The sequence below is a fragment of the Myxococcus sp. RHSTA-1-4 genome (genome assembly GCF_020037125.1).
GTDB lineage: Bacteria > Myxococcota > Myxococcia > Myxococcales > Myxococcaceae > Myxococcus.
Genome location: NZ_JAIQDG010000027.1, coordinates 15,938 through 35,274 on the forward strand (window position 1 = coordinate 15,938; position 19,337 = coordinate 35,274).

16 protein-coding genes are annotated in these 19,337 nt (G+C 70.6%); 8 read left to right on the plus strand and 8 right to left on the minus strand.

Annotated features, from left to right (window positions below):
• From K8638_RS30820 to K8638_RS30835, 4 genes are all read right to left on the minus strand, one after another.
• Complete coding sequence (locus tag K8638_RS30820; RefSeq protein WP_223758250.1) at positions 1–672, minus strand: hypothetical protein; 672 nt, start codon at positions 670–672, stop codon at positions 1–3.
• A gap of 18 nt (positions 673–690) precedes the next feature.
• Complete coding sequence (locus K8638_RS30825; protein ID WP_223758251.1) at positions 691–1,872, minus strand: DUF1343 domain-containing protein; 1,182 nt, start codon at positions 1,870–1,872, stop codon at positions 691–693.
• Positions 1,873–1,911: 39 nt separating this feature from the next.
• Positions 1,912–3,267, minus strand: a complete 1,356-nt coding sequence (locus K8638_RS30830; RefSeq protein ID WP_223758252.1) for an adenylate/guanylate cyclase domain-containing protein — start codon at positions 3,265–3,267, stop codon at positions 1,912–1,914.
• Between the two features lie 66 nt (positions 3,268–3,333).
• Positions 3,334–4,074 (minus strand): lipopolysaccharide assembly protein LapB, encoded by a 741-nt coding sequence (locus tag K8638_RS30835; RefSeq protein WP_223758253.1) that lies wholly within the window; start codon positions 4,072–4,074, stop codon positions 3,334–3,336.
• A gap of 75 nt (positions 4,075–4,149) precedes the next feature.
• On the opposite strand from K8638_RS30835, the gene K8638_RS30840 reads away from it, so the two are divergent.
• Entirely contained in the window at positions 4,150–6,555 is a 2,406-nt protein-coding gene (locus tag K8638_RS30840) for an endonuclease MutS2 (RefSeq protein WP_223758366.1), read from the plus strand.
• A 90-nt stretch (positions 6,556–6,645) separates the two neighbouring features.
• On the opposite strand, the gene K8638_RS30845 is transcribed toward K8638_RS30840, so the two are convergent.
• Positions 6,646–8,220 carry a hypothetical protein gene (locus tag K8638_RS30845; protein WP_223758254.1) on the minus strand — a complete coding sequence of 525 codons (1,575 nt, stop codon included), beginning with the start codon at positions 8,218–8,220 and terminating at the stop codon, positions 6,646–6,648.
• Positions 8,221–8,570: 350 nt separating this feature from the next.
• On the opposite strand from K8638_RS30845, the gene K8638_RS30850 reads away from it, so the two are divergent.
• The gene (locus K8638_RS30850) at positions 8,571–9,254 is read left to right on the plus strand and encodes a MotA/TolQ/ExbB proton channel family protein (RefSeq protein ID WP_223758255.1); all 684 of its coding nucleotides are present in this window, start codon (positions 8,571–8,573) and stop codon (positions 9,252–9,254) included.
• A 111-nt stretch (positions 9,255–9,365) separates the two neighbouring features.
• Here the strand turns inward: K8638_RS30850 and K8638_RS30855 are convergent, their stop codons facing one another.
• Positions 9,366–11,657 (minus strand): zinc-dependent metalloprotease, encoded by a 2,292-nt coding sequence (locus K8638_RS30855; protein ID WP_223758256.1) that lies wholly within the window; start codon positions 11,655–11,657, stop codon positions 9,366–9,368.
• Between the two features lie 426 nt (positions 11,658–12,083).
• Here K8638_RS30855 and K8638_RS30860 point away from each other — a divergent pair, with 426 nt between their 5' ends.
• Together K8638_RS30860 and ygiD are read left to right on the plus strand one after the other, a co-directional pair.
• The gene (locus K8638_RS30860) at positions 12,084–12,953 is read left to right on the plus strand and encodes a hypothetical protein (RefSeq protein ID WP_223758257.1); all 870 of its coding nucleotides are present in this window, start codon (positions 12,084–12,086) and stop codon (positions 12,951–12,953) included.
• A gap of 219 nt (positions 12,954–13,172) precedes the next feature.
• Positions 13,173–13,967: a 4,5-DOPA dioxygenase extradiol gene (gene ygiD, locus K8638_RS30865; protein ID WP_223758258.1), complete on the plus strand. Its 795-nt coding sequence runs from the start codon at positions 13,173–13,175 to the stop codon at positions 13,965–13,967.
• A 17-nt stretch (positions 13,968–13,984) separates the two neighbouring features.
• Here ygiD and K8638_RS30870 read toward each other — a convergent pair whose 3' ends face one another.
• On the minus strand, positions 13,985–14,878 hold the full coding sequence (locus K8638_RS30870; RefSeq protein WP_223758259.1) for a LysR family transcriptional regulator: 894 nt from the start codon (positions 14,876–14,878) through the stop codon (positions 13,985–13,987).
• Positions 14,879–14,949: 71 nt separating this feature from the next.
• Between K8638_RS30870 and K8638_RS30875 the strand changes: the two genes are divergently transcribed.
• The 4 genes from K8638_RS30875 to K8638_RS30890 all read left to right on the plus strand — a co-directional run bounded on the left by K8638_RS30875 (position 14,950) and on the right by K8638_RS30890 (position 17,748).
• Positions 14,950–15,171, plus strand: a complete 222-nt coding sequence (locus K8638_RS30875) for a 2-hydroxymuconate tautomerase family protein (protein WP_223758367.1) — start codon at positions 14,950–14,952, stop codon at positions 15,169–15,171.
• A 98-nt stretch (positions 15,172–15,269) separates the two neighbouring features.
• Complete coding sequence (locus K8638_RS30880; protein ID WP_223758260.1) at positions 15,270–15,941, plus strand: alpha/beta hydrolase; 672 nt, start codon at positions 15,270–15,272, stop codon at positions 15,939–15,941.
• Positions 15,942–16,057: 116 nt separating this feature from the next.
• Positions 16,058–17,158 (plus strand): saccharopine dehydrogenase, encoded by a 1,101-nt coding sequence (locus K8638_RS30885; RefSeq protein ID WP_223758261.1) that lies wholly within the window; start codon positions 16,058–16,060, stop codon positions 17,156–17,158.
• Positions 17,155–17,748, plus strand: coding sequence for a TetR/AcrR family transcriptional regulator (locus tag K8638_RS30890; protein ID WP_223758262.1), 594 nt, complete (start codon positions 17,155–17,157; stop codon positions 17,746–17,748). The genes K8638_RS30885 and K8638_RS30890 overlap by 4 nt, the downstream gene beginning before the upstream one ends.
• Here the strand turns inward: K8638_RS30890 and K8638_RS30895 are convergent.
• Positions 17,745–19,280: a hypothetical protein gene (locus K8638_RS30895; RefSeq protein WP_223758263.1), complete on the minus strand. Its 1,536-nt coding sequence runs from the start codon at positions 19,278–19,280 to the stop codon at positions 17,745–17,747. The two genes, K8638_RS30890 and K8638_RS30895, sit on opposite strands and share 4 nt — an antisense overlap.
• Positions 19,281–19,337: the final 57 nt, after the last annotated feature.

Below are 19,337 nucleotides of genomic sequence, written 5' to 3' on the forward strand. Positions count from 1 at the left end.
TCACTTGAGGGTCAGCTTCGAGGACTTCTTCTCCAGCACCAGCAGCGTGGGCGGCACGATTTCACGCCCGTCCAGCCGGAACGCGGAGAAGCCCAGATCTCTGTCCACCTTCTCCAGCAGCGCGCACGTCTGCTCGGCCGCGCCCACCAGCCGCCCCGGGGTGATGAAGTAACGCGGGCCGATCTGCACCACCTTCGGCTCCGACTCCTTCCCGTGGATGAACACCGACGCGTTCAGCAGGTCGTCCCGCGTCAGGTCGTTCTTGTCGTGCACGATGCAGCACAGCGTGTCGGCGACCATGTCCAACGCCTTCTTGTTGATGGACGGGTCTCTGTACTGGAGCGACTCGCGCTCCGGCACGCGCACGAAGCGCTCCATGACGAGCCGCCGGTCATCCTCGGAGACGACGTCCGCCGGGGCCTCCCCGCGCGCGGGTGTGCGCGGCAGCGTGTCCTGGCTTCCCAGCCAGTTGGACACGTCCGCCAGGAAGTCCGCGTCCGAGTACTCGCGCCCGCCGCGGCTGCGCTGCCGCCGCCAGAGGACCCACTCGTCCAGGTCCGTGTAGCGCGCCCCGGCGAAGATGAAGCGGCGCGCGCCCTTCGAGCGCAGCAGCTCGTAGGCCGCGTCGAAGGCTTCGAGATCACCGTGGCTGTCGGAGAAGACGCCGATCACGTGTGGAACACCCCACGCTCAAGCGTACAGCAGGTAGGGCACCCTTTGCTTCGCGAAGGTCTCCGCCTGGGCGGAGAACCCCTCCATCAGCCGGTCCAGGGGCCACCCCGCCTCGATGCCACGACGCACCTGGTCGGTGCCGCACAGCAGGTCGAAGGCCGGCACGTCCTCGACGAACTCGTACGCGTCCGCCCGCCAGTCGAAGTGCCCGGGGCCGATGTCGTGCAGCGCCTGGAAGATGGCGATGCCGGTGCGCAGGGGCAGGAAGGCGTTCCGGTTCGTCACGTGGATGAAGGCGCCGCTGCAGGACTCGCCCTTGTACTTGTCGAAGGTGGGGGTGAAGCCCACGGCGCGGAAGGCCACACCCGGCAGGTCCTCCTTCGCCAGCCGCGCCAGCAGCGCGTCCGTATCCACCCAGGGGGCGCCGAACTGCTCGAAGGGGCGGCAGGTGCCGCGGCCCTCGGAGACGTTGGTGCCCTCCCCCAGGCACATGCCCGGGTACACCAGCGCGGTGTCCGGCGTGGGCATGTTGGGCGACGGGGAGATGAAGGGCAGCCCGGTGTCGTTCCAGAACTGGTCGCGGCGCCAGCCCTCGCACGGCACCACCGTCAGCTCGCAGCCGAAGCCCTCCTGCGTGTTGAAGAGCCGGGCCAGCTCCCCCGCCGTCATGCCGTGGCGGTTGGGCAGCGCGTACAGCCCCACGAAGGAGCGGTAGCCCTCGCCCACGAGGTTGCCCTCCATCGCCACGCCGTTGAGGGGGTTGGGCCGGTCCAGCACGTAGAAGGGCACGCGCGCCTTCGCCGCGGCCTTCATGGCCAGGGCCATGGTGTAGACGTAGGTGTAGTAGCGGCTGCCCACGTCCTGGATGTCGAAGACGAGCGCGTCCAGTCCCTCCAGCCACTCCTGGCGGGGCGACAGCGACTCGAAGGTGGAGCCGTAGAGGCTGTGCACGGGCACGCCGGTGCGGCGGTCCCGGGCGTCGCCCACGGCCACCATGTACTGCGCCTCGCCGCGCACGCCGTGCTCCGGGCCGAAGAGCGCCGCCAGCTTCACCCCGGCCGTGCCGGCCAGCAGGTCCGCCAGGTGGCGGAAGCGTGAGTCCACGCTGGTGGGGTTGACGATGGCGCCCACGCGCTTCCCCTTCAACGCGGAGAAGCCCTGCTCCACCCAAACGTCCAGTCCCGTCTTCACCTTCGTCACGGCGTTTCCTTCCTCACCGACGGCCCGCGGGCCGGGCCGTCAGTCGTTGAAAGTCTTGAGCGCGTGCTGCGCGGCCTTCTTCGAATCGCACCGGCCCAGCCCGAGGAAGCCACCGCCGCCGCCGTCGTCCGGCCCGCCGTCGTCCTCCAGGTCCTCCAGCGCGCCCACGGCGCCCTTCAGCCTGAGCGCCGCCACCGCGTACGCCGCCGAGCTGCGCACGCTGCATTTCGGGTGCTCCAGCAGGTCGATGAGGCGGTCCTCCGCGTCGTCGCTGCCCGCCCTCACCGCGCTCTTGTACGCGTCGATGGCGTCCCCGGTGTCTCCCTGCGCCTCTTCCAGCAGGCCCTCGAGGTAGTGGCGGCGGCCCGCGTCCTTCTCCTCCTGGATGAGCCGCTTCGCCTCGCGAACCAGGGGGCCGCGCTCCGCCTCGGGAGCATCCTCCACCGCGTCGATGGCCCGCATCGTCGCGCCGCCACCGAAGGCGACCACGGCCACGCCGGCCACCACCGCTGCCAGCCCGAGCCCCACCAGCGCCTTCCGCCCGGGCACCCGCGCCCCCAGCTCGGGAGGCAGTCCGCCTCGCAGCCGCGAGAACAGCGACCCACCCACGGAGCGGGCCTGCTGTCCCAGCGCCGTCGCCTGCTGCCCCAGCACGGACGCGCCCGCCGCCGCGCGCTGGCCCAGCACCGAGGCGCCCGAGGCCGCGCGCTGGCCCAGCACCGCCACTCCCGCCGCCGCGCGCTGGCCCAGCATGGACAGGTCCATCGCCGGTCCCAGCGAGGACTCGGGCACGCGTGACAGCGCCAGGTTCCCGAACGGCGGCATGGACTCGGAGCCCGGTGCCTCGGCGATGGTGGCGGCCGTCGGGGCCTCCACGCGGTAGGGCGCGCGGGGCACGTGGAAGACGCGAATCTTCCCGGGGATGCCCTTCAGCTCGAAGGCGCCCACCTCCTTCGAGGGGACCTCCGCCTTGTTCATGGCCAGATAGACGGCCTCGGTGAAGTACACCTCGCCGGCCTCGGCGATGCCCTCCACGCGGGCGGCGATGTTGACCGGCTCACCGAAGATGTCGTTGGACTCCAGCCGCACCTCGCCCACGTTGATGGCCACGCGCACGTGGAGCTGCTCGGGCTCGGGCACGGAGCGGTTGTGGTGCCACAGCCGGTCCTGGATGGCGATGCCGCTGAGCACCGCCTGGGTGGGCGACTCGAAGGTGACGAGGAAGGCGTCGCCGATGGACTTGATGATGCGGCCGCCGAACGCCTTGAAGAGGGGCGCCAGCAGGGCATGGTGGACCTGGAGCAGGCGCTGGTTCTCCTCCAGCGTCTGCCGGCTGGTCCGCTCGGTGAAGCCCTTGATGTCGGTGAAGACGATGGCGAGGTTGGCGGTCTTCAAAGCGGGCGCAGTGTACGTGCCACCGCCCGGGGCGCAATCGTAACGGCTGGGGATGCCCGCCCGCTGTCAGCGGCGCGAAGGCTTCAGCACGCGCATGGAGCGCTTCTGTTGCGGCTCCATCGACTTGCGGACCTTCTGCGCCAGGTGGGGGCGCTCCGTCCGCTCGTAGAAGTCGGCCAGACGCCGCAGCACCAGGGGACTGGCCGGCTGCCAGGTCCTGGCCGCGAGGAGTTCTTTCTCAGCATCCAGGAGCCGCTCCTGCTTCTCCAGCACCTCGGCGAGCTGGAGGCGCACCTGCACCCACTCCGGCTTCGCGCGGGCCAGGTACCGGTAGTGCAGCTCCGACTTGAGCCAGTCTCCCTGCGCGGCCCACAGGCCACCGAGCCGGAAGCGGGCGTCCTCGTACGAGGAACGGTGCTGCACGGCCTGCTCATAGGCCCGGATGGCCTGGAGCCGGTCGCCCCGCTCCTCCCAGAGCAGCCCGCGCAGGTACCAGGCGCGGGGGTTGGTGGGGGCGACGGTGGCCACGGCGTTCAGGTGGGCCTCGGCCTGCTCCAGCGCCCCACCCGTCTTCAGCAGGAGCCGGGCCGCCTCCAGCCGGGGCAACTCCCAGCCGGGCCGGGCGCGGACCAGCGCCTCCAGGGCGGAGAGCGCGCCCGCGTCATCTCCCGCGGCCTCCAGGGCCAGGGCGTCCGAGAGGGAGGAAGGGGCCGGTGAGGCCACCGTCGCGGAGGGAGCCGTCAGGGTGGACGGCTCCGCCGCGTCGGTCGCGCCCGCCAGCAAAGCCGCCAGGAAGACCCACTTCATGCGTGGCTGATAACAGAGCCGAGCCGGGCTCCTCAACAGATCCCCTTGACGGCCGACCAGCCGCGCATGAAACCCATGACCGTGCAGATATCCCAAAGGACATTGGAAGACCTGGGCTTCTCGGAGGTTCTCCGCGCGCTGACGCAGCGCTGCCGGACGGAGCCCGGAAGGGAGCGTGTGCTCGCCCGCCCCTTCCTCGACACGCCGGAGCAGGTCGCGGAGGCGCTCGCGCTCGTCGCGGAGGCCCGCTCCCTCTCCCAGGAACAGTTCTCCCTGCCGCTCGGCGGCGTGGTGGACCTGCGCATCCCCATCGGCCACGCGGCCAAGGGGGGCCTGCTGGAGCCCCGCCAGCTCATCGACTCGGCGCAGCTCCTGTTCGCCTTCGTCCGCACCCGTGAGGCGCTGGACGAGCGCAAGGAGCGCGTTCCGCGGCTGATGGAGATTGCCCGCCGGCTCCCCATGCTGGAGTCCCTGGCCCGGCGCATCGACCAGTGCTTCGAGCCGGACGGAGAGATTTCGGACCGCGCCAGCCCCGAGCTGCGCGAGGCGCGAGACAGGGCGCGCGGCCTGCACCGCCGCATCAAGTCCCGCCTGGACGAGCTGCTCCACGACGAGAGCTTCCTGCCCAAGCTGCGGGAGAACTACTACACCATCCGCAACGGGCGTTACGTGGTGCCGGTGGTGTCCAACTACCGCTCGGAGGTGGACGGCATCGTCCACAACGCCAGCCAGACGGGCCAGACGCTCTTCATGGAGCCGCAGGCCATGGTGGGCCTGGGCAACGACCTGGCCATTGCCCAGTCGGTGGTGACGGAGGAGGAGCGGAAGGTCCTCCAGGAGCTGAGCAACCTGCTCGGCCGCGAGTCGGACCGCATCCTCGAGGGCCTGGCGGCGGTGGCGGAGCTGGACGAGGCGGAGTCGGTGGCCATTCTCGCCGCGGACCTGGACGCCAGCACGCCCGAGTTCGCGGGGGTGACGGACCTGGAGCTGCGGATGCTGCGCCACCCGCGCCTGGTGCTCCGGGGCACGGAGGTGGTGGCCAACGACGTGACGCTGACCGGCGCGGCCCAGGCGCTGGTGGTGTCCGGCCCCAACGCGGGCGGCAAGACGGTGACGCTGACGGGCGTGGGCCTGTGCTCGCTGATGCTGCGCGCCGGCCTGCCCATCCCGGTGGCGGAAGGCTCGCGGATGCCGCTGTACCGCTCGGTGCACTCCACGGTGGGCGACGCGCAGGACCTGGCCCAGGGCCTGTCCACGTTCAGCGCGCACGTGGTGATGCTGCGGGACATCATCGCGGCGGCCGGCGAAGGCTCGCTGGTGCTGATTGACGAGATTGCCGCGGACACGGACCCGCGCGAGGGCGCGGCCATCGCCATCGCGGTGCTGGAGGACCTGATGACGAAGGGTGTGGTGGTGCTCGTCACCACGCACCTGGAGGAGCTGAAGGCCCTGGCGCACATGGACCCGCGCTTCCTCAACGCGCGGGTGGGCTTCGACTCGAAGCGGATGGCGCCCACGTACCGCCTGCAGATTGGCGCGGCGGGACAGTCCTCGGCGATCGAGATGGCGGCGCGCGTGGGCCTGCCCCAGCGGGTGTGCGAGCGCGCGCGGGAGCTGTCGCTGAACGCGGGCGGTCCCCTGACCAGGGCGCTGGCGGCGGCCGAGGAGGAGCGGCGGAGGCTCTCCGAGGAGCTGGAGCGGGCGCGCGTGGCCGCGAAGGAGGCGGAGGCGCTGCGGGCGGACCTGGAGAAGCAGAAGCAGCAGTTCGAGCGCGAGCGCCGCGCGAGGATGATGCAGTTCAACGAGGACGTGCACGCGGCCAGCGAGCACGCCGCGGCCGAGGTGCGCGAGCTGCTGGCGAAGCTGCGGGCCGAGCAGAACGAGAAGGCGCTATCGGAGGCGCGGCTGCAGCTCCAGCAGCGGGCGGAGGAGGCGCAGAAGCGGGCGCAGGCCGCGAAGGCGGAGCTGTTCCAGGTGGAGGCTCCGGGGCCGGCGAACCTCAAGGTGGGCGCATGGGTGCACCACTCGGGGCTCGGCCGGGACGTGGAGATTCTCGAGCTGGTGGACAGCCAGGCGGTGGTGTCCGCGGGTGGCGCGCTGAAGATGCGGGTGCCCACCTCGGAGCTGTCGGGCTCGCGCACGCGCAAGCCGCAGCAGGCGAAGTTCCCCGAGCGTCAGAAGCAGGAGGCGGCGCTGAAGCGCGCGGCCTCGGTGGCGCCCGCGGAGGTGGAGGCGACGAACTTCCGCTGCGACGTGCGCGGCATGCGCGCGGACGACGCGCTGAAGGAGGTCGAAGCCTTCCTGGACGGCGGGATGCGCAGCGGCGAGGAGGCCGCGCTCATCGTCCATGGCCACGGCACGGGGGCCCTGAAGCAGGCCATCCGTGACTACCTCGCTGCCTCACCGTACATCCGCATGTTCCGCCCTGGTGAGAGCCACGAGGGCGGCGACGGCGTCACGGTGGTGTCGCTGCGGGCGTAGACCGAATCCCGCCAGAGACTCGCCGCGCCCTTCCTCCAGCAACGGGAGGGCGCGGTGCTGCTCCCCTCTTCCAGTCCGGGCGGCGTCGCCTCAAGGCCCGCGAGGCGCGGACAGAAGGCGGACGTTGAGTGCGCCGTTGGCGTAGAACTGGCTGTTCTGCCCCGCGCGGTGCTGCTCCAGCCTGCGCTGCAAGGCGATGTCGTAGCGGCCGAGCTTCATCAGGCCATCGTTGAACCAGCCGTCTCCCTTCCCGGAGCCGTCGACGTATTCCGCGTACGTCCCCTCCCTGGGCCAGATGACGGTGTCGAGCGTCACGGCGAAGCGGCGGAGGTCGTCGTCCGTCCACGTGAGGCCGGCGTCGTGCGCCTCGATGACGAAGGCGAGCACGCCGTTCGCGTGCGCCACATCCTGTCCGGGCCGCTCGCGCGAGCCCCATCTGTCACTCCAGAACCACGCGTCCGGGTGCCGGGGATGCGGCTCGAGCTGCGTGCGCAGGGACGCGTTGGCATTGGGCAGGCCCAGGTTGATGTCGTCGAAGACGGCCTGGTAGTTGCGCCGGGCGGAGGCGTCCTCCGTCATGAGCATCAGGTCCATGGCGATGAAGGCCCAATGCGCGGCCATGTGCGTACGGCTGCGGTAGATGAAGTCCTCGGCTCCGCGCCTGAACCATTTCTCGAAGATGTTCTTCTCGGTGAAGGCCAGCAGCCGCTCGTACTGCGAGCGGTAGGCGGGGTTGGCGTAGAGCGCGGGTGTCTCGCGGATGACGCGCAGCAGGCGCGTGACGTAGCGCCAGCAGTAGCTCTCGAACAGCGGCACCTCCTGGCCCGCGGGGTCCGACTGCGCCGAGGCCCAGCCCAGGAACCCGTCCTTGAACTGGCTCCGGGGGAGCGACGAGGAGACGCGGGCCGTGTCGACCAGGTTGTTGACGTAGAGCAGCGCGCGGTCGAGGTACACGGTCCTGCCGGTGGCCCGGTACATCGCGGTGTTGGCATCGATGCCGTACGCGAGTCCGTAGAAGTCCCAGCTGTCCGTCGAGTTGCTCCGGGGCAGGAAGTCCGTCACGTGCTCGCGCTCCCAGGCGGTCCGGAACAGCCGCTCCCAGGCGCCCACGGTGCGCAGCCCGGGAGGCGCCGGGGGCACGGGCATGGGCTCGGGAATGGGCGCCGGCTCGGGGACCGAGGCATTGGCGACCGTGAAGCTCGCGGTGGCCGCCTCCGCGTGGAACCTCGTGTAGTGGACGACGACCGTGACGGAGTGGTCCCCGTCGGCGAGCTGCCGTGTGTCATAGAGGATGGCCTGGCCGTCCTGCTCCTCCCCCGCGAAGTCGAAGGGAGCGCGGGTGTCCCGGGTCATCGGCGAGCGCTTCCGGGTGGGGTCGTCCAGGAAGAACTCCACCCCGGTGATGCCGCTCCCGGCGCCGGGTGCCACGAAGAAGATGGCGGCGCTACCCTGGAGGGTGCTCCCCTCCAGCATCTGTTCCTCCTCACGCCCCGGGGAGAGGCTGAACTTGAGGGAGGAGGCGTTGAGCACGCCTGGCCGCTCCTCGGTGGGCAAGGGCTCGGTGGGCTCCGGGTCGTCGGGCGGGTTCCCGTCAATGGGGCCCTCGTGCCGCCCTCCGCCGTCACAGGTGGACGCCAGCAGGAGGAGCGCCACGACGAAACACATGGCGAGGCCCCGGGGATGTCGACTGCGGAACTTCGACATCGAGACTGTCCTTGAGTCGGATGACCGCCACCTGTCCTGGCCAGCCGCGGCCGCCGGGTATTGCCAACGGGCACGTCGAGGATGGATGCGGGCGTGGACTTCCCCAATGGCCCCACGGGAGCAGGTGTGCTCCCGGCATCGGACACGCCCCACGAAACCCTGACGTCATGACTGAACGATGACCATCTCATGGGCGAGAGGACACCCTCCCGCCGGGGCGGCTGCGTACCGTTGCCTTTGCTGACCCCCGTCGTTTCCCCATTGGGCCACCCCATGGCCCAACGCGCGAGGAGGCGCGTCTCGTTCAAGCCATGCAATTCACTCTCACGGACCTGTGGGGCCACATGGGCCTCTTCGCGCGGCTCATCGTCATCGTGATGGCCATGATGTCGGTGCTCTCATTGGTCATCCTCGCCGAGCGCGTTCTCGTCTTCCGCACGTCCCGCCGTCACTCGCGCAAGTACGCCGCGGAGATGGGCACGCTGCTCGCCAGTGGTGACTTCGAGGCCGCCGTCCAGACCCAGCCGGGAGCCGACGTGGGCTACCTCGGCCGGACCATCCGCGCGGGGCTGACCGCCTACAACATCTCCGCCTCGGACAGCCGTGAGGAAGCCATGGAGTCGGTGGCGCGCAGCCTGGAGCGTCAGGCGCAGCGCGAGGTCCAGAGCCTCAAGCGGGGCCTGGGCCTCCTGGCCACCGTGGCCTCCACCTCCCCCTTCGTGGGCCTGCTCGGCACCACCATGGGCATCGTCACCGCGTTCCAGGAGATGGGCCTGGCGGGCGCGGGCGGCATCGGTACCATCTCGACGGGTATCTCCGAGGCGCTCGTGACCACGGCCTTCGGTCTGCTCGTCGCCATCCCCGCGGTGATGGCCTACAACTCCTTGCAGGGCTGGGTGGATGCCCGCGCGGTGGACATCTCCGAGGCGAGCAACGAGTTCCTCGACGCAGCGGCCCGCGCCCTCAAGCGCGCGCGCGCCGCCGCCGCGAGGTGAGCACGAGCCGGGACGCCTCGAGGTGCCCACCGGCAAGCCCCCGCCCCCGGGCCTCGCCGTCGGAAGGCCCGGGCCGGTGGAGTGGACGCTCCACCGGCGCGAGCCCCCACCTCAGCGGAAGTACGGCGACACAGCCGCGGAGATGCGAGCGATGAGGTCCTCGGACTGCAACCGCTCATCACCGCTCAGCGCCGGGAGCTGCGCGGTGAGCGTGTCCTGTGCCTCGCGCAGGGTCGCGTAGGAGGCCAGGGTCTGCTGGGCCTTCAGGATGTCCACCATGGTGCGGCGCGCGGTGTAGCTCCGGATGCCATCCGTGTTGAGCAGGATGGCCCGGACGTCGGCAATCACCAGCGGCAGCAACTCCGGTGAGTTGGGCGGATTGGCGGTGAAGATGCCGCGGCTCGCCGCCGGGTCCAGGTACAGGCGCGCGAGGGTGCGCCACGCAATCTCATCCGCCTGGGCGGCGTACGTCGCCGGCGCTCCGGCGGGGACCTGCAACGGCGGCCGCACGTGAGCCAGGGTCAGGAGATACGCGGAGGCCCGCGTCTGGGCATTGCCCGCCCGCACGAACTGCAAGGGGAACTTGACGTAGAAGTCGAAGCTGCGGAGGAGCTGGGAGATGGGCCTCGTGCCGCGCAGCCAGACGTCGACCCGCTCGTGGAACCGGGGGATGTAGTACTTCGTGAGTGGGTCATCGAAGCGGTCACTGGGATTGCAGTAGGGGTCGACCGCCGTGTCCTCGTCCGTGCAGAACGCGAGGGTGGGGAGCTGCGTGGACAGCCCGTAGAGGTAGCGCACCGCCTCCACGTCATACGGCCCGGGCGTGTCCAGATAGACGGCATCCTCGTCCACCAGATAGTCCATCACCGAGGTGGCGCGAGGGCTCGCGGGGCCACCGTCGTACACCCGCGAGGCCATGAAGTTGTGGCGCAGTCCCAGGGTGTGGCCAATCTCGTGCAACACCACGTTCGTGAGGTACGCCTCCACCTTCTGCTTCTTGGTGAGCGGCGCGGTTGCCTCCGCCATGGCACTCCGCGAGGCCGGCGTCCACGGCTCGAGCTCCGCCTCCTGGGGCCCCCGCGGCTCCAGCTCGCACAGCGAGTCGCCCCCCATGCCGTTCCACGACAGGAGCAGCGGCCGGTCTGTCTTCAGCGTGGCGACGCCAGCCGTCGCGTCGTCACCGAACACCAGGTCGCCCCACCACACCCACAGCGCGGGCAGGTACACGCTGGCGCCGCGAATCTCCCCCGTGTTGGGGTTGGTGCGCCAGTTGGCGAAGGCGAAGGGAACGGCCTCGTCCGTGTCGAAGATGAGGGTGTTCTTCTCGTCATCCGCGAAGCTCGACAAGTCGTCGTCCACGACGGCCTCCAGCGCCTTGAAGCCGAACGCCGCGTTCCAGCCCTCGATGCCGCGCTTCACCGCTCCCACCAGGTCATAGCCCTGGTAGCGCGGGTCGTTCTGCACCGTGATGAGGCTGGGGGTGATGTGCCACCGGATGGGCTTCATGCCCGGGTGGATGTTCCACTTGGCGGCCACCTGCTCGGTCAGCAGCGTGTTCTGGATGTAGCGCGCCGGGCCCCGGAAGTAGTGCTCCCGGGGCGGCAGCGGCGTGGGCGTGTAGCCCGGGCTCTCCGCGTACCTGCGCAGGGCCAGGGCCAGGGTCCCCGAGTTCCGGAACGGGTTGGCCTCCAGGAGTTCGGCGGCGTCGGCGTCAGGCACGTCCAGGTAGCCGGTGAAGACCTGCTCGAAGGTGATGCCGTCCGCCAGGCGGCGGAAGCGCTGGGCGAAGATCAGCTCCACCTGGAACCGGACGCCGCGCCGGCTGAACGTGTCTCCCATCACCCCGAAGCGGTTGAGCCCCGCCGTCGGGTCGAAGAGCACGTACTGGTCCGAGCCTCGCGAGCGGTTGAACGGGCCGTGGCCGGTGACGATGGGGTACGCCTCCACCACCACGTCCGGGTCGAAGACGTCGCTCATCGCCTTGCGCTCGTCCACGTCCAGGACGAAGAGCTTGCCGTTCTGCTCCTTGAAGCTCACCACCCGGGTGCCCATGGATTTCGCGGCGTTGTAGAGCACGCCGCCCGGGTGGTTCTGCTTGAGATACGCGGACATGAACCACTTCTGGCCCAGCTCGCTCCGCCGGATGGCCAGGTAGAAGCTGGTGCCGGAATCCTCCACCACGCCGTCCAGCTTCTGCTCCGCCTGCTGCTTCTGCTCCGCGCTCACCACGCGAGGCACGGCCACGAAGGCCCCATCCAGTTCCACCGGCAACCCGGCTTCGGGAGCTTCCGAAACACCGGGAGTCGAAGGGGTCGACGGCTCGCTACAGCCCGTGCTCAGCGCCAGGACCAGGGACGCGGCGCTCAACCAGACGCGAGGTGACGCGAATCGGCTTCTCCACATGAGGGGCCTCCGGGTTGGGGATGCGCCCATCGCATCCCGTGCCGGACGAACGGTGGCGAGCGCGCGGGCTTCGCCTTTTCATTGCCGGCCACGGGAATGCCGCTCGGTGGGCAACGAGTTCGCCCGCCCGCGATATGCCTCCCGCGCGAATGCGTTCCCCTCCCCTCCCTTGCCCAAACCGGCTGAGCGCTGAACCGAGAGGACCGGGCCATGGCACAGGTGGCACAGCTTCCGTGCCACCCCCGTTGTGCCTCCTCGAAGGGAGCCGTGAACCTCTTCGAGCGAAAAGCCGCGAAGTCACGGGGGACGCCATGGCTCCGGGCCGTGTCGAACACTGGCCCACGCCTTGCTCAAGGGGCGCGTGTCCGGCGGAGCGGCGCTCGCCGCGGCCGGCATGTCAAGCCATCACCTTGAAAGGAACGAGATATGAGCGGGAATGCATTCACGCGGGCCGTCCTCGTGACGGCGCTGTGCACCGTCGTCGGAGCCGGCTGCGGCGGGCTGGAAGAGGACGCGCAGTTCCAGCAGCCCACGGTCGAGGAGCTGGGCACCACCGAGGCGGACCTGGCCCCGGACTTCACCTGCGGGCCCCACACCCTCACCTACTACGTCGTGGACACGTCCATCAATCAGGTGGCCGGCATCCGCTGCGTGAAGGTGGTGAACGACCACTCATTCTCCTGGTACGGCGAGGGACGCTGGTCTGCCGGCAGCTTCACGTACCGCCACGTCGGCTATGCCGCGGGTGACAACTTCAACGGCGGGGTCAATTTCCGGGGCTCCATGGCGGACATCCATGGCAACGGCGAGAACGGAGCGGGGTTCTTCAACCAGAACCTGGTGATGACCGCCTCCCGCCCCGTCACCCAGGCTCCCCAGACAATTGATGTCTATGGCGGCGGCGTCAATGAGCGGTGGTACCTGGCCTCCTTCGGCACCACCCAGTACACGCAGCTGCCCTTCGAGCTCAAGAAGTGCGGCAGCGCCTACCTCGACCAGATGCACATGGTGGGTCAGCCGGAGACCCAACATATCCGCTGCCTGCTGGACCTGAAGGTCGGAGCCAACCTGCCCTATGCGTGGGTGGGCAAGGGGACGCTGAGCAACGGCCAGCCCTACTTCCACCTGGGCACCGGCAACTTCCAGCTCGGGGGCGGATGGGGAATGTCGGACCTGTGCCTCACGAACAGCCACGCCTGCAACACCTTCGCCTTTGGCAGCATCTCGCTGTCCCTGCTGTCCAACGGCAACATCTGGGTGACCGGGGCCTTGAACGAGACCTGGTATCGCCTCTGACGGCTCGAGCCGTCCGTTCCACCCGGGGAACAGTGATTTGCGCGGCGAGGCATGGTGGAACGGCGGCCCGCCGCGCATGATCTCCCCATGGCCTCGTTCCGACCAGATCGTCGCAGCGTCCTCAAGGCCGCCGCACTCGGCGTCGCCACGACGCTGCCATTCCCGGGCTGCCGCGATTCGGCCCGTGCCAACCGCCCTCACGAGGAGGGAACCTCCACCATGCCCCAGGCCACCGAGCCACGCATGCCGGCGCTCTTCATCGGGCACGGCTCTCCGATGAACGCCATCGAGAACAACACCTGGACCCACGGCTTCCGCTCGCTCGCCGGGCTGCTCCCCAAGCCCAGGGCCATCCTCTCGATTTCCGCCCACTGGTTCCTTCCCGGCACCTTCCTCACCGGGAACGAGCACCCGCCGACCATCCACGATTTCGGCGGGTTCCCTCGCGAGCTCTACGAGATGCAGTACCCGGCCCCCGGCAGCATCGAGCTCGCGCAGCGCGTGGTGAAGCTCCTCGGGGCCTCTCGCGCGTCCATCCAGCACGACTGGGGGCTCGACCATGGCACCTGGACGGTGCTCCACCACCTGCGTCCCAAGGCGGACGTGCCCGTCGTGCAGCTCAGCATCGACGAGCGGCTCGCGCCCTCCGAGCACCTCGCGCTGGGCCGGGCGCTCGCCGGGCTCCGGGACGAGGGCGTCCTGGTCATGGGCAGCGGCAACGTGACGCACAACCTGCGGCACGCCTTCACGAGCATGCGGTCCGGGAACTCCGCCACCCCGGAATGGGCCGAGCGCTTCGACCAGGAGGTGGCCAGGGCGCTGGAGCAGCACGACGGCGCGTTCCTGGCGCGCGTCATCGAGACCGACGCGGGCCGGCTGTCCCACCCGAGCATCGACCACTACCTCCCGCTGCTGTACGTCGCCGGCGCCGCCAGCGACCGGGATGCCGTGCGCTTCCCGGTGAGCGGCTTCGACCTCGGCTCGCTGTCGATGCGCTCCGTGCTCCTCGGCTGAGGCCAGCCCCTCCCGGCTCAGCCGCCGGGGGGAGCCACCGAGAGCGGCCGTCCCTTGAGGAACTCCAGCAGGAAGTCGCGGAAGGCCGACACCTTCCTCGGCACGTGCTGGGTCCTCGGGTACAGCATCACCAGGGAGGTCGACGCGTGCGTGAAGCGCGGCAGCACGCGGACGAGCTGCCCGGACGTCACTTCCGCCTGGGCGAGGAACGTGGGGAGGATGGCGATTCCCGAGCCCGCCTTCACCGCCTCGCGCAGGAAGAACATGTCGTCGGCGAGCACGCGCGCGTTCTTCTCCGAGAGGCCCAGCTCGCCCAGGTACTTGAGCCCCCGGAACGCGACGATGTCATGGTGGGCCAGGTCCTCGGGCGCGCGGGGCGTCCCGCGGCGTGCGAGGTACGTCGGTGATGCGAAGAGCTGCACCTCGATGGGGGCGAGCCGGCGGACCCTCAGTGACGAATCCACGAGCTTCGCTCCCGAGGCGCGGAGCGCGAGGTCGAACCCCTCCGCCACCAGGTCCACGTTCCGGTTCGTGAGACGGCAGTCGACCCGCACGGAGGGATAGCGCAGGGTGAAGCGCGCGATGACCTCGGGCAGGAAGGTGGCCCCCATGTCATGCGGCGCGGTGAGGCGCAGCTCCCCCGACGGCGCCTCCTCCCGCTCGGGCAGCGTGCCCACTGCTTCCCGCAGCGAGGCGAGCAGTGGCGCCGCCCGCTCGTACAGCGCCGCACCGGCGGTGCTCAGCGACACGTGGCGCGTCGTGCGGTGGAGCAACTGTGCCCCCAATGAAGCCTCGAGACTCGCGACTCCCCTGCTCACCGACGACTTGGGCAGCCCGAGCTTGCGCGCCGCCTCCGAGAAGCTGCCGGACTCCGCGACGGCCACGAAGAGGCCGAGGAGGTTCAGGTCCATTGTTCCACCAGGGGAATGCTCTTTTGCGCGTTGGACCGCTGGTGCCACCACGGCAACGCTCAATATAGAGCCTGGAACCCGAACTCCACAGGAGCACGGCCATGCCCATCATCGACGTCACACTCATCGAGGGACGGCCCCCGGAGCGGAAGGCGGAGCTCATTCGCGAGCTGACGGACGCCGCGGAGCGGGTACTCGGCGTGCCGCGTGCCAGCATCCGTGTCCTCTTGAGGGAACTGCCGGCGGAGAACTGGGGGGTCGGTGGCGAGACCAAAGCCTCGACGCAACGCTGATGGGGGCGCGCCGCCGGGTGGCCTGGATGCTCGCGGTGCTCGTCGCGTTCGCGGCGGGCTGTAGCCGCACGGAACCTTCCACCAAGGAGCCAGCAGCGATGTCCGAACCCCCGAAGCCCCTTGTGTCTCCACGCGTGCTCACCCTGGAGCCAGCCTCGGGCCGGGCCGAATACCTGGTGGTGCTGCTGCACGGCGTGGGAGCGAGTGCGGACTCGTTCCTTCCCGTCGCGCGCGCGCTTGCCCCCGCGTTGCCACATGCGGAATGGGCCGTCCTGGATGGCCTGCACCCGTTCGATGGCGGGCCCACGGGACGGCAGTGGTTCAGCCTCCAGGGCATCACCGAGCAGAACCGCCCCGCGCGCGTGCGGCAGGCCGGTGCCGAGGTCTCGGCGTGGATTGATGGCGCCCTCGCGGCCCGAGGCCTGGGACGCGAGCGGCTGGTCCTCGTCGGCTTCTCGCAGGGCGCCATCCTGGCCAACTGGCTCACGCTTCACCGCAAGCCGTCGCCCATGGCCGTCGTGTCGCTGTCCGGACGCCTCGCCGAGGACGCACCGCCGGCCCCGGAGATGACCACCACGCCGGTGCTGCTGGTCCATGGTGCGCGCGACACCATCATGCCCGTCAGCCTCGTTGACGAAGCCGCGCGCGGGCTCGAAGCCCGGGGCGCCCGCGTCCACGTACGGGTGCTGCCGGCGCTCGGCCACGGGGTCGATGATGCCGTGCTCCTGGAGGCGCGGCGCTTCCTGCGAGAGGTCCTCACGAGCCCGTGACGAAGGGGCGCCGCTCGGACTCCCGGGCGGCCCGCTTCCAGGGGGCAGCGAGAAGTCGGGTTGAAATTTAGGTCAAACGACCTATATTTTGCCCCATGCATACTCATGAAGGTCAGGTGCGGGACACCCCGCGGTACGACCCCGAGGGCGCGGTGGTGCTCGCGGGGGGCTATGGAGTCGTCGGTTCCGAGGTCGCCCGGATGCTCCGGGCCCGTCATCCCGCGCTGCCGCTGGTGCTGGCCGGGCGGACTCCGTCACGGGGCGAGGCCCTCGCGGCGGAGGTGGGGGCGTCACTCCAGGTGATGGACCTCGCGGGCCCCTCCCCGCTCGACTTCTCCGCGCGGGCCGTGGTCACGCTGGTGAACGACCCCGCGGACCGGCTGCTGCGCGCCTGCGTCCAGGCGGGCATTCCCGTGGTGGACATCACCCGCTGGACGGCGCGGGTCCAGCAGGCGCTCGCATTGCTGGCGGTGGAGCCGCCCCGGGCCCCTGTCGTCCTCGCCTCCGGATGGATGGCAGGCGCCGTCCCGCTGGTGGGCGCGGCGCTCTCCCGGGAGCTGGGGGGCGCCTCCACCGTGGAGGTCTCCATCCTCTACGACATGGCCGACCGCGCGGGCGAGGACTCCATCGAGTTCATGGACCGCATGCACGTCCCCTTCGAGGTGATGGAGGAGGGACGGCGCCGGGTGGTGGAGCCGCTGACCGAGGCGCGCAAGGTCGAGCTCGGGGGCCGGCAGCACCGGGTGCTCCGGCTCGACACGCCCGAGCAGCTCACGCTTCCCCTGGTCCTCGGCGCGAGGACGGTCTCCACGCGCATGGGCTTCTCGGACGCGTCGGCCACGCTCGCGCTCCAGGCCGCCCAGGGGCTGGGTCTCTTCCACCTGCTCCGGGGGGAGCGCTTCCGGCGCCTGCGCCGCGCCCTGATGCACGGCTCCGGAAAGGGAGGACGGGCCGAGGTCCGCGTCGAGGTGACCTCCGGCGCGGGGGCACGCGCGCTCACGCTGGTGGATGCACGCGGGCAGGCACACCTGACGGCGGCCGGCGCCACCCTGGCGCTGGAGCGCGCGCTCGGACTGGATGGAGACGCCCCTCCCCGGGGTGTCGCCTTCCCGGAGCAGACGCCCTCCCCCGAGCGGGCGCTCGAGGCGCTGCGCTCCCTGGGCGTGGAGCTCGTGCTGTCGCCCGGCGCCCCGGACGCGGAGAGGCGGGCGGCATGAGCACGCGGGGTGCCTCCCGCAAGGGACAGGAACGCAGCGAGGCCATCCTCGAGGCGGCGGAGCGGCTGCTCGTGGACGAGGGCCACGCGGCGCTCTCGCTGCGCGGGGTGGCCCAGCGGGCCGGCATCCGGCTGGGCAACCTGCAGTACTACTTCGCCACTCGCGAGGAGCTGGTGCGGGCCCTGCTCGCGCGCGTCCTGGAGCGGGCGACGGCGCGGCTCGAGGAGCGGGTGGGCGCGGCGGGGGACTCGGCCGGGGCGCTCGACAAGGCGTTGGAGTTCCTGCTGGAGGATCAGAAGCACCCCGCCAGCTACCGGCTCCTCTATGACTTGTGGGCACTGGCGGCGCGGGAGCCCGCCATCGCCGCCGAGCTCCGGGTCTTCTACGCGCACTACACCGACGCGGCGGCGGCGCTGCTGGCCAGGGCGGCTCCCGGGCTGTCCCGCGCCGAGGCCCGCGTGCGAGCGGAGCTCCTCGTTTCACTGCTGGAGGGGCTCTCGCTCTTCCGCTCCGGGACGGTGGGCGCGCCCGATTCGCGGGTGGAAGCGGGGCTGCGGCGGTTCGTGTCCTGGCTCAGGGACACCCCCTAGCGCAACTCCACGGTGAGGCCTCCGAAGGTCATGTTGGCCCACTGGCCCCCATCACCCGCGTGTGTCATGGGGGCCTCCGCCAGCCCCACCGCCACCACCGCGCCGTCCCGGGCATCCACGCCCAGCAGGTGGAAGTGCCGCTGGCTTCCGTCCATCGGCACGGTCCGCATCCGCGCCGTGGAGCCTTCCGCCGTGACGAGGGCCAGCAGCGGGCCCGCGCCCCGGCTGATGCTCATGCCGCCGCTCCAGCGGTCCCAGCCCGTCGCGCCCGCCGCGAGCAGCCCGTCATCCGTCCAGCGCAGCGCCGAGAAGTGGTCCGCGCGCTCCCCGCCCACGTAGCGCTCGTAGCGCAGGGCCCCGGTGCCGCGCGAGAGCACCGCCACGTAGCCGTCATACGGCGCCATCCTCACATCCGAGCCGGGGAACGGCGGGTAGTAGTCGATGCCGCCGCTGGCATCGAGGCGCACGGCGGTGCCGGCGATGGCGAGCTCCCCGCCCCTCGCGGCCAGGTCGAACACGACGAACTCGGCCACGCCCTCGGGCTGGAAGGAGTGCGTCCCCTCGCGCTCGCCCGTGGCCGTGAAGGAGGTGAACGCGAACGGCTGGTGCTCGGTGTCCATGGGCGAGGTGACGTCCTCTCCGATGAGGCAGTCCATCCTCGGCGGCGCCTGGAAGATGTCGCTCGAGGCGAGGCACCGGAGCGTGTTCCACGTGCGGCCCACCACCACCGCGCCGTCGCCGCTCACCGCCAGCAGCGGCCGTTGGGGCGCCTCCCGCCAGCGGAACTCGTCATAGGCCCAGGCCACCGGCTCCACCCGGTGCCGCCCGTCCACGAGACGCGTCCACTGCTCCGCGTAGCGCGACTCCAACCAGCGCAGCGCCATCACCCCGGACACCAGGTCCTTGGGAGGAATGTCCGGCCGCTCCTGCGGCTCGTCCACGAAGGAGAGGAAGGCCACGACGACGTCCTCGCCCCGGGCTTCGGTGCGGAGCCAGCCATCGGTGAGCGCATGCGCGGGGCGGGACTTCATGCGGAACGGCCGGGGAGGCAGGCCGGTGCCCAGGTCTCCCGCGGGCAGCGTCTCGGGCTGGGGCACTGGCTGGCGTGCCAGCACGTCGCCCCCCGGTGACAGCCGGACGAGGTCATAGCCCCCGCGCTCCGCGCCGGTGCGCTCCACCCCCAGCGTCAGCTCCCCCGAGGGGTGCACCGTGAAGTCGCTGAAGTGCTCCCCGGGTGCCTCCTCCAGCGTCCACAGCACCTGGGAGGCCAGTGACCTGGCGACGAGCCTCCGCTTCGAGCCGAGCTGCTCGTCACGCGTCGTCTCCAGGACATGGGCCGTGCCGCCGGACAGTCGCACCTTCAGCCCGCCCCACCCGGTGCGCGGATTCACATCGTGCGTCAGCGTGCCCTGACCGAAGACATGGGACAGCCCCGACGCGGGCACGGTGCAGCCCTGCTCACAGGGAGCCTCCATGTCCTGGCAGGCGGACATGAGCACACACAGCAGCGCACCGAGACGGACAGGCTTCATGGACCGGATACGTAGCGCCCCTGGCGTCCTGGTTGCACGCTGACACCGTCAGCTCCT

Bases quoted from the DNA above. Each gene is read 5' to 3' on its own strand.
- K8638_RS30835 (WP_223758253.1), bottom strand. From the start codon at position 4,074: ATGAAGTGGGTCTTCCTGGCGGCTTTGCTGGCGGGCGCGACCGACGCG.
- K8638_RS30840 (WP_223758366.1), top strand. From the start codon at position 4,150: ATGACCGTGCAGATATCCCAAAGGACATTGGAAGACCTGGGCTTCTCG.
- K8638_RS30845 (WP_223758254.1), bottom strand. From the start codon at position 8,220: ATGTGTTTCGTCGTGGCGCTCCTCCTGCTGGCGTCCACCTGTGACGGC.
- K8638_RS30850 (WP_223758255.1), top strand. From the start codon at position 8,571: ATGCAATTCACTCTCACGGACCTGTGGGGCCACATGGGCCTCTTCGCG.
- K8638_RS30855 (WP_223758256.1), bottom strand. From the start codon at position 11,657: ATGTGGAGAAGCCGATTCGCGTCACCTCGCGTCTGGTTGAGCGCCGCG.
- K8638_RS30860 (WP_223758257.1), top strand. From the start codon at position 12,084: ATGAGCGGGAATGCATTCACGCGGGCCGTCCTCGTGACGGCGCTGTGC.
- ygiD (WP_223758258.1), top strand. From the start codon at position 13,173: ATGCCCCAGGCCACCGAGCCACGCATGCCGGCGCTCTTCATCGGGCAC.
- K8638_RS30870 (WP_223758259.1), bottom strand. From the start codon at position 14,878: ATGGACCTGAACCTCCTCGGCCTCTTCGTGGCCGTCGCGGAGTCCGGC.
- K8638_RS30880 (WP_223758260.1), top strand. From the start codon at position 15,270: ATGTCCGAACCCCCGAAGCCCCTTGTGTCTCCACGCGTGCTCACCCTG.
- K8638_RS30890 (WP_223758262.1), top strand. From the start codon at position 17,155: ATGAGCACGCGGGGTGCCTCCCGCAAGGGACAGGAACGCAGCGAGGCC.
- K8638_RS30895 (WP_223758263.1), bottom strand. From the start codon at position 19,280: ATGAAGCCTGTCCGTCTCGGTGCGCTGCTGTGTGTGCTCATGTCCGCC.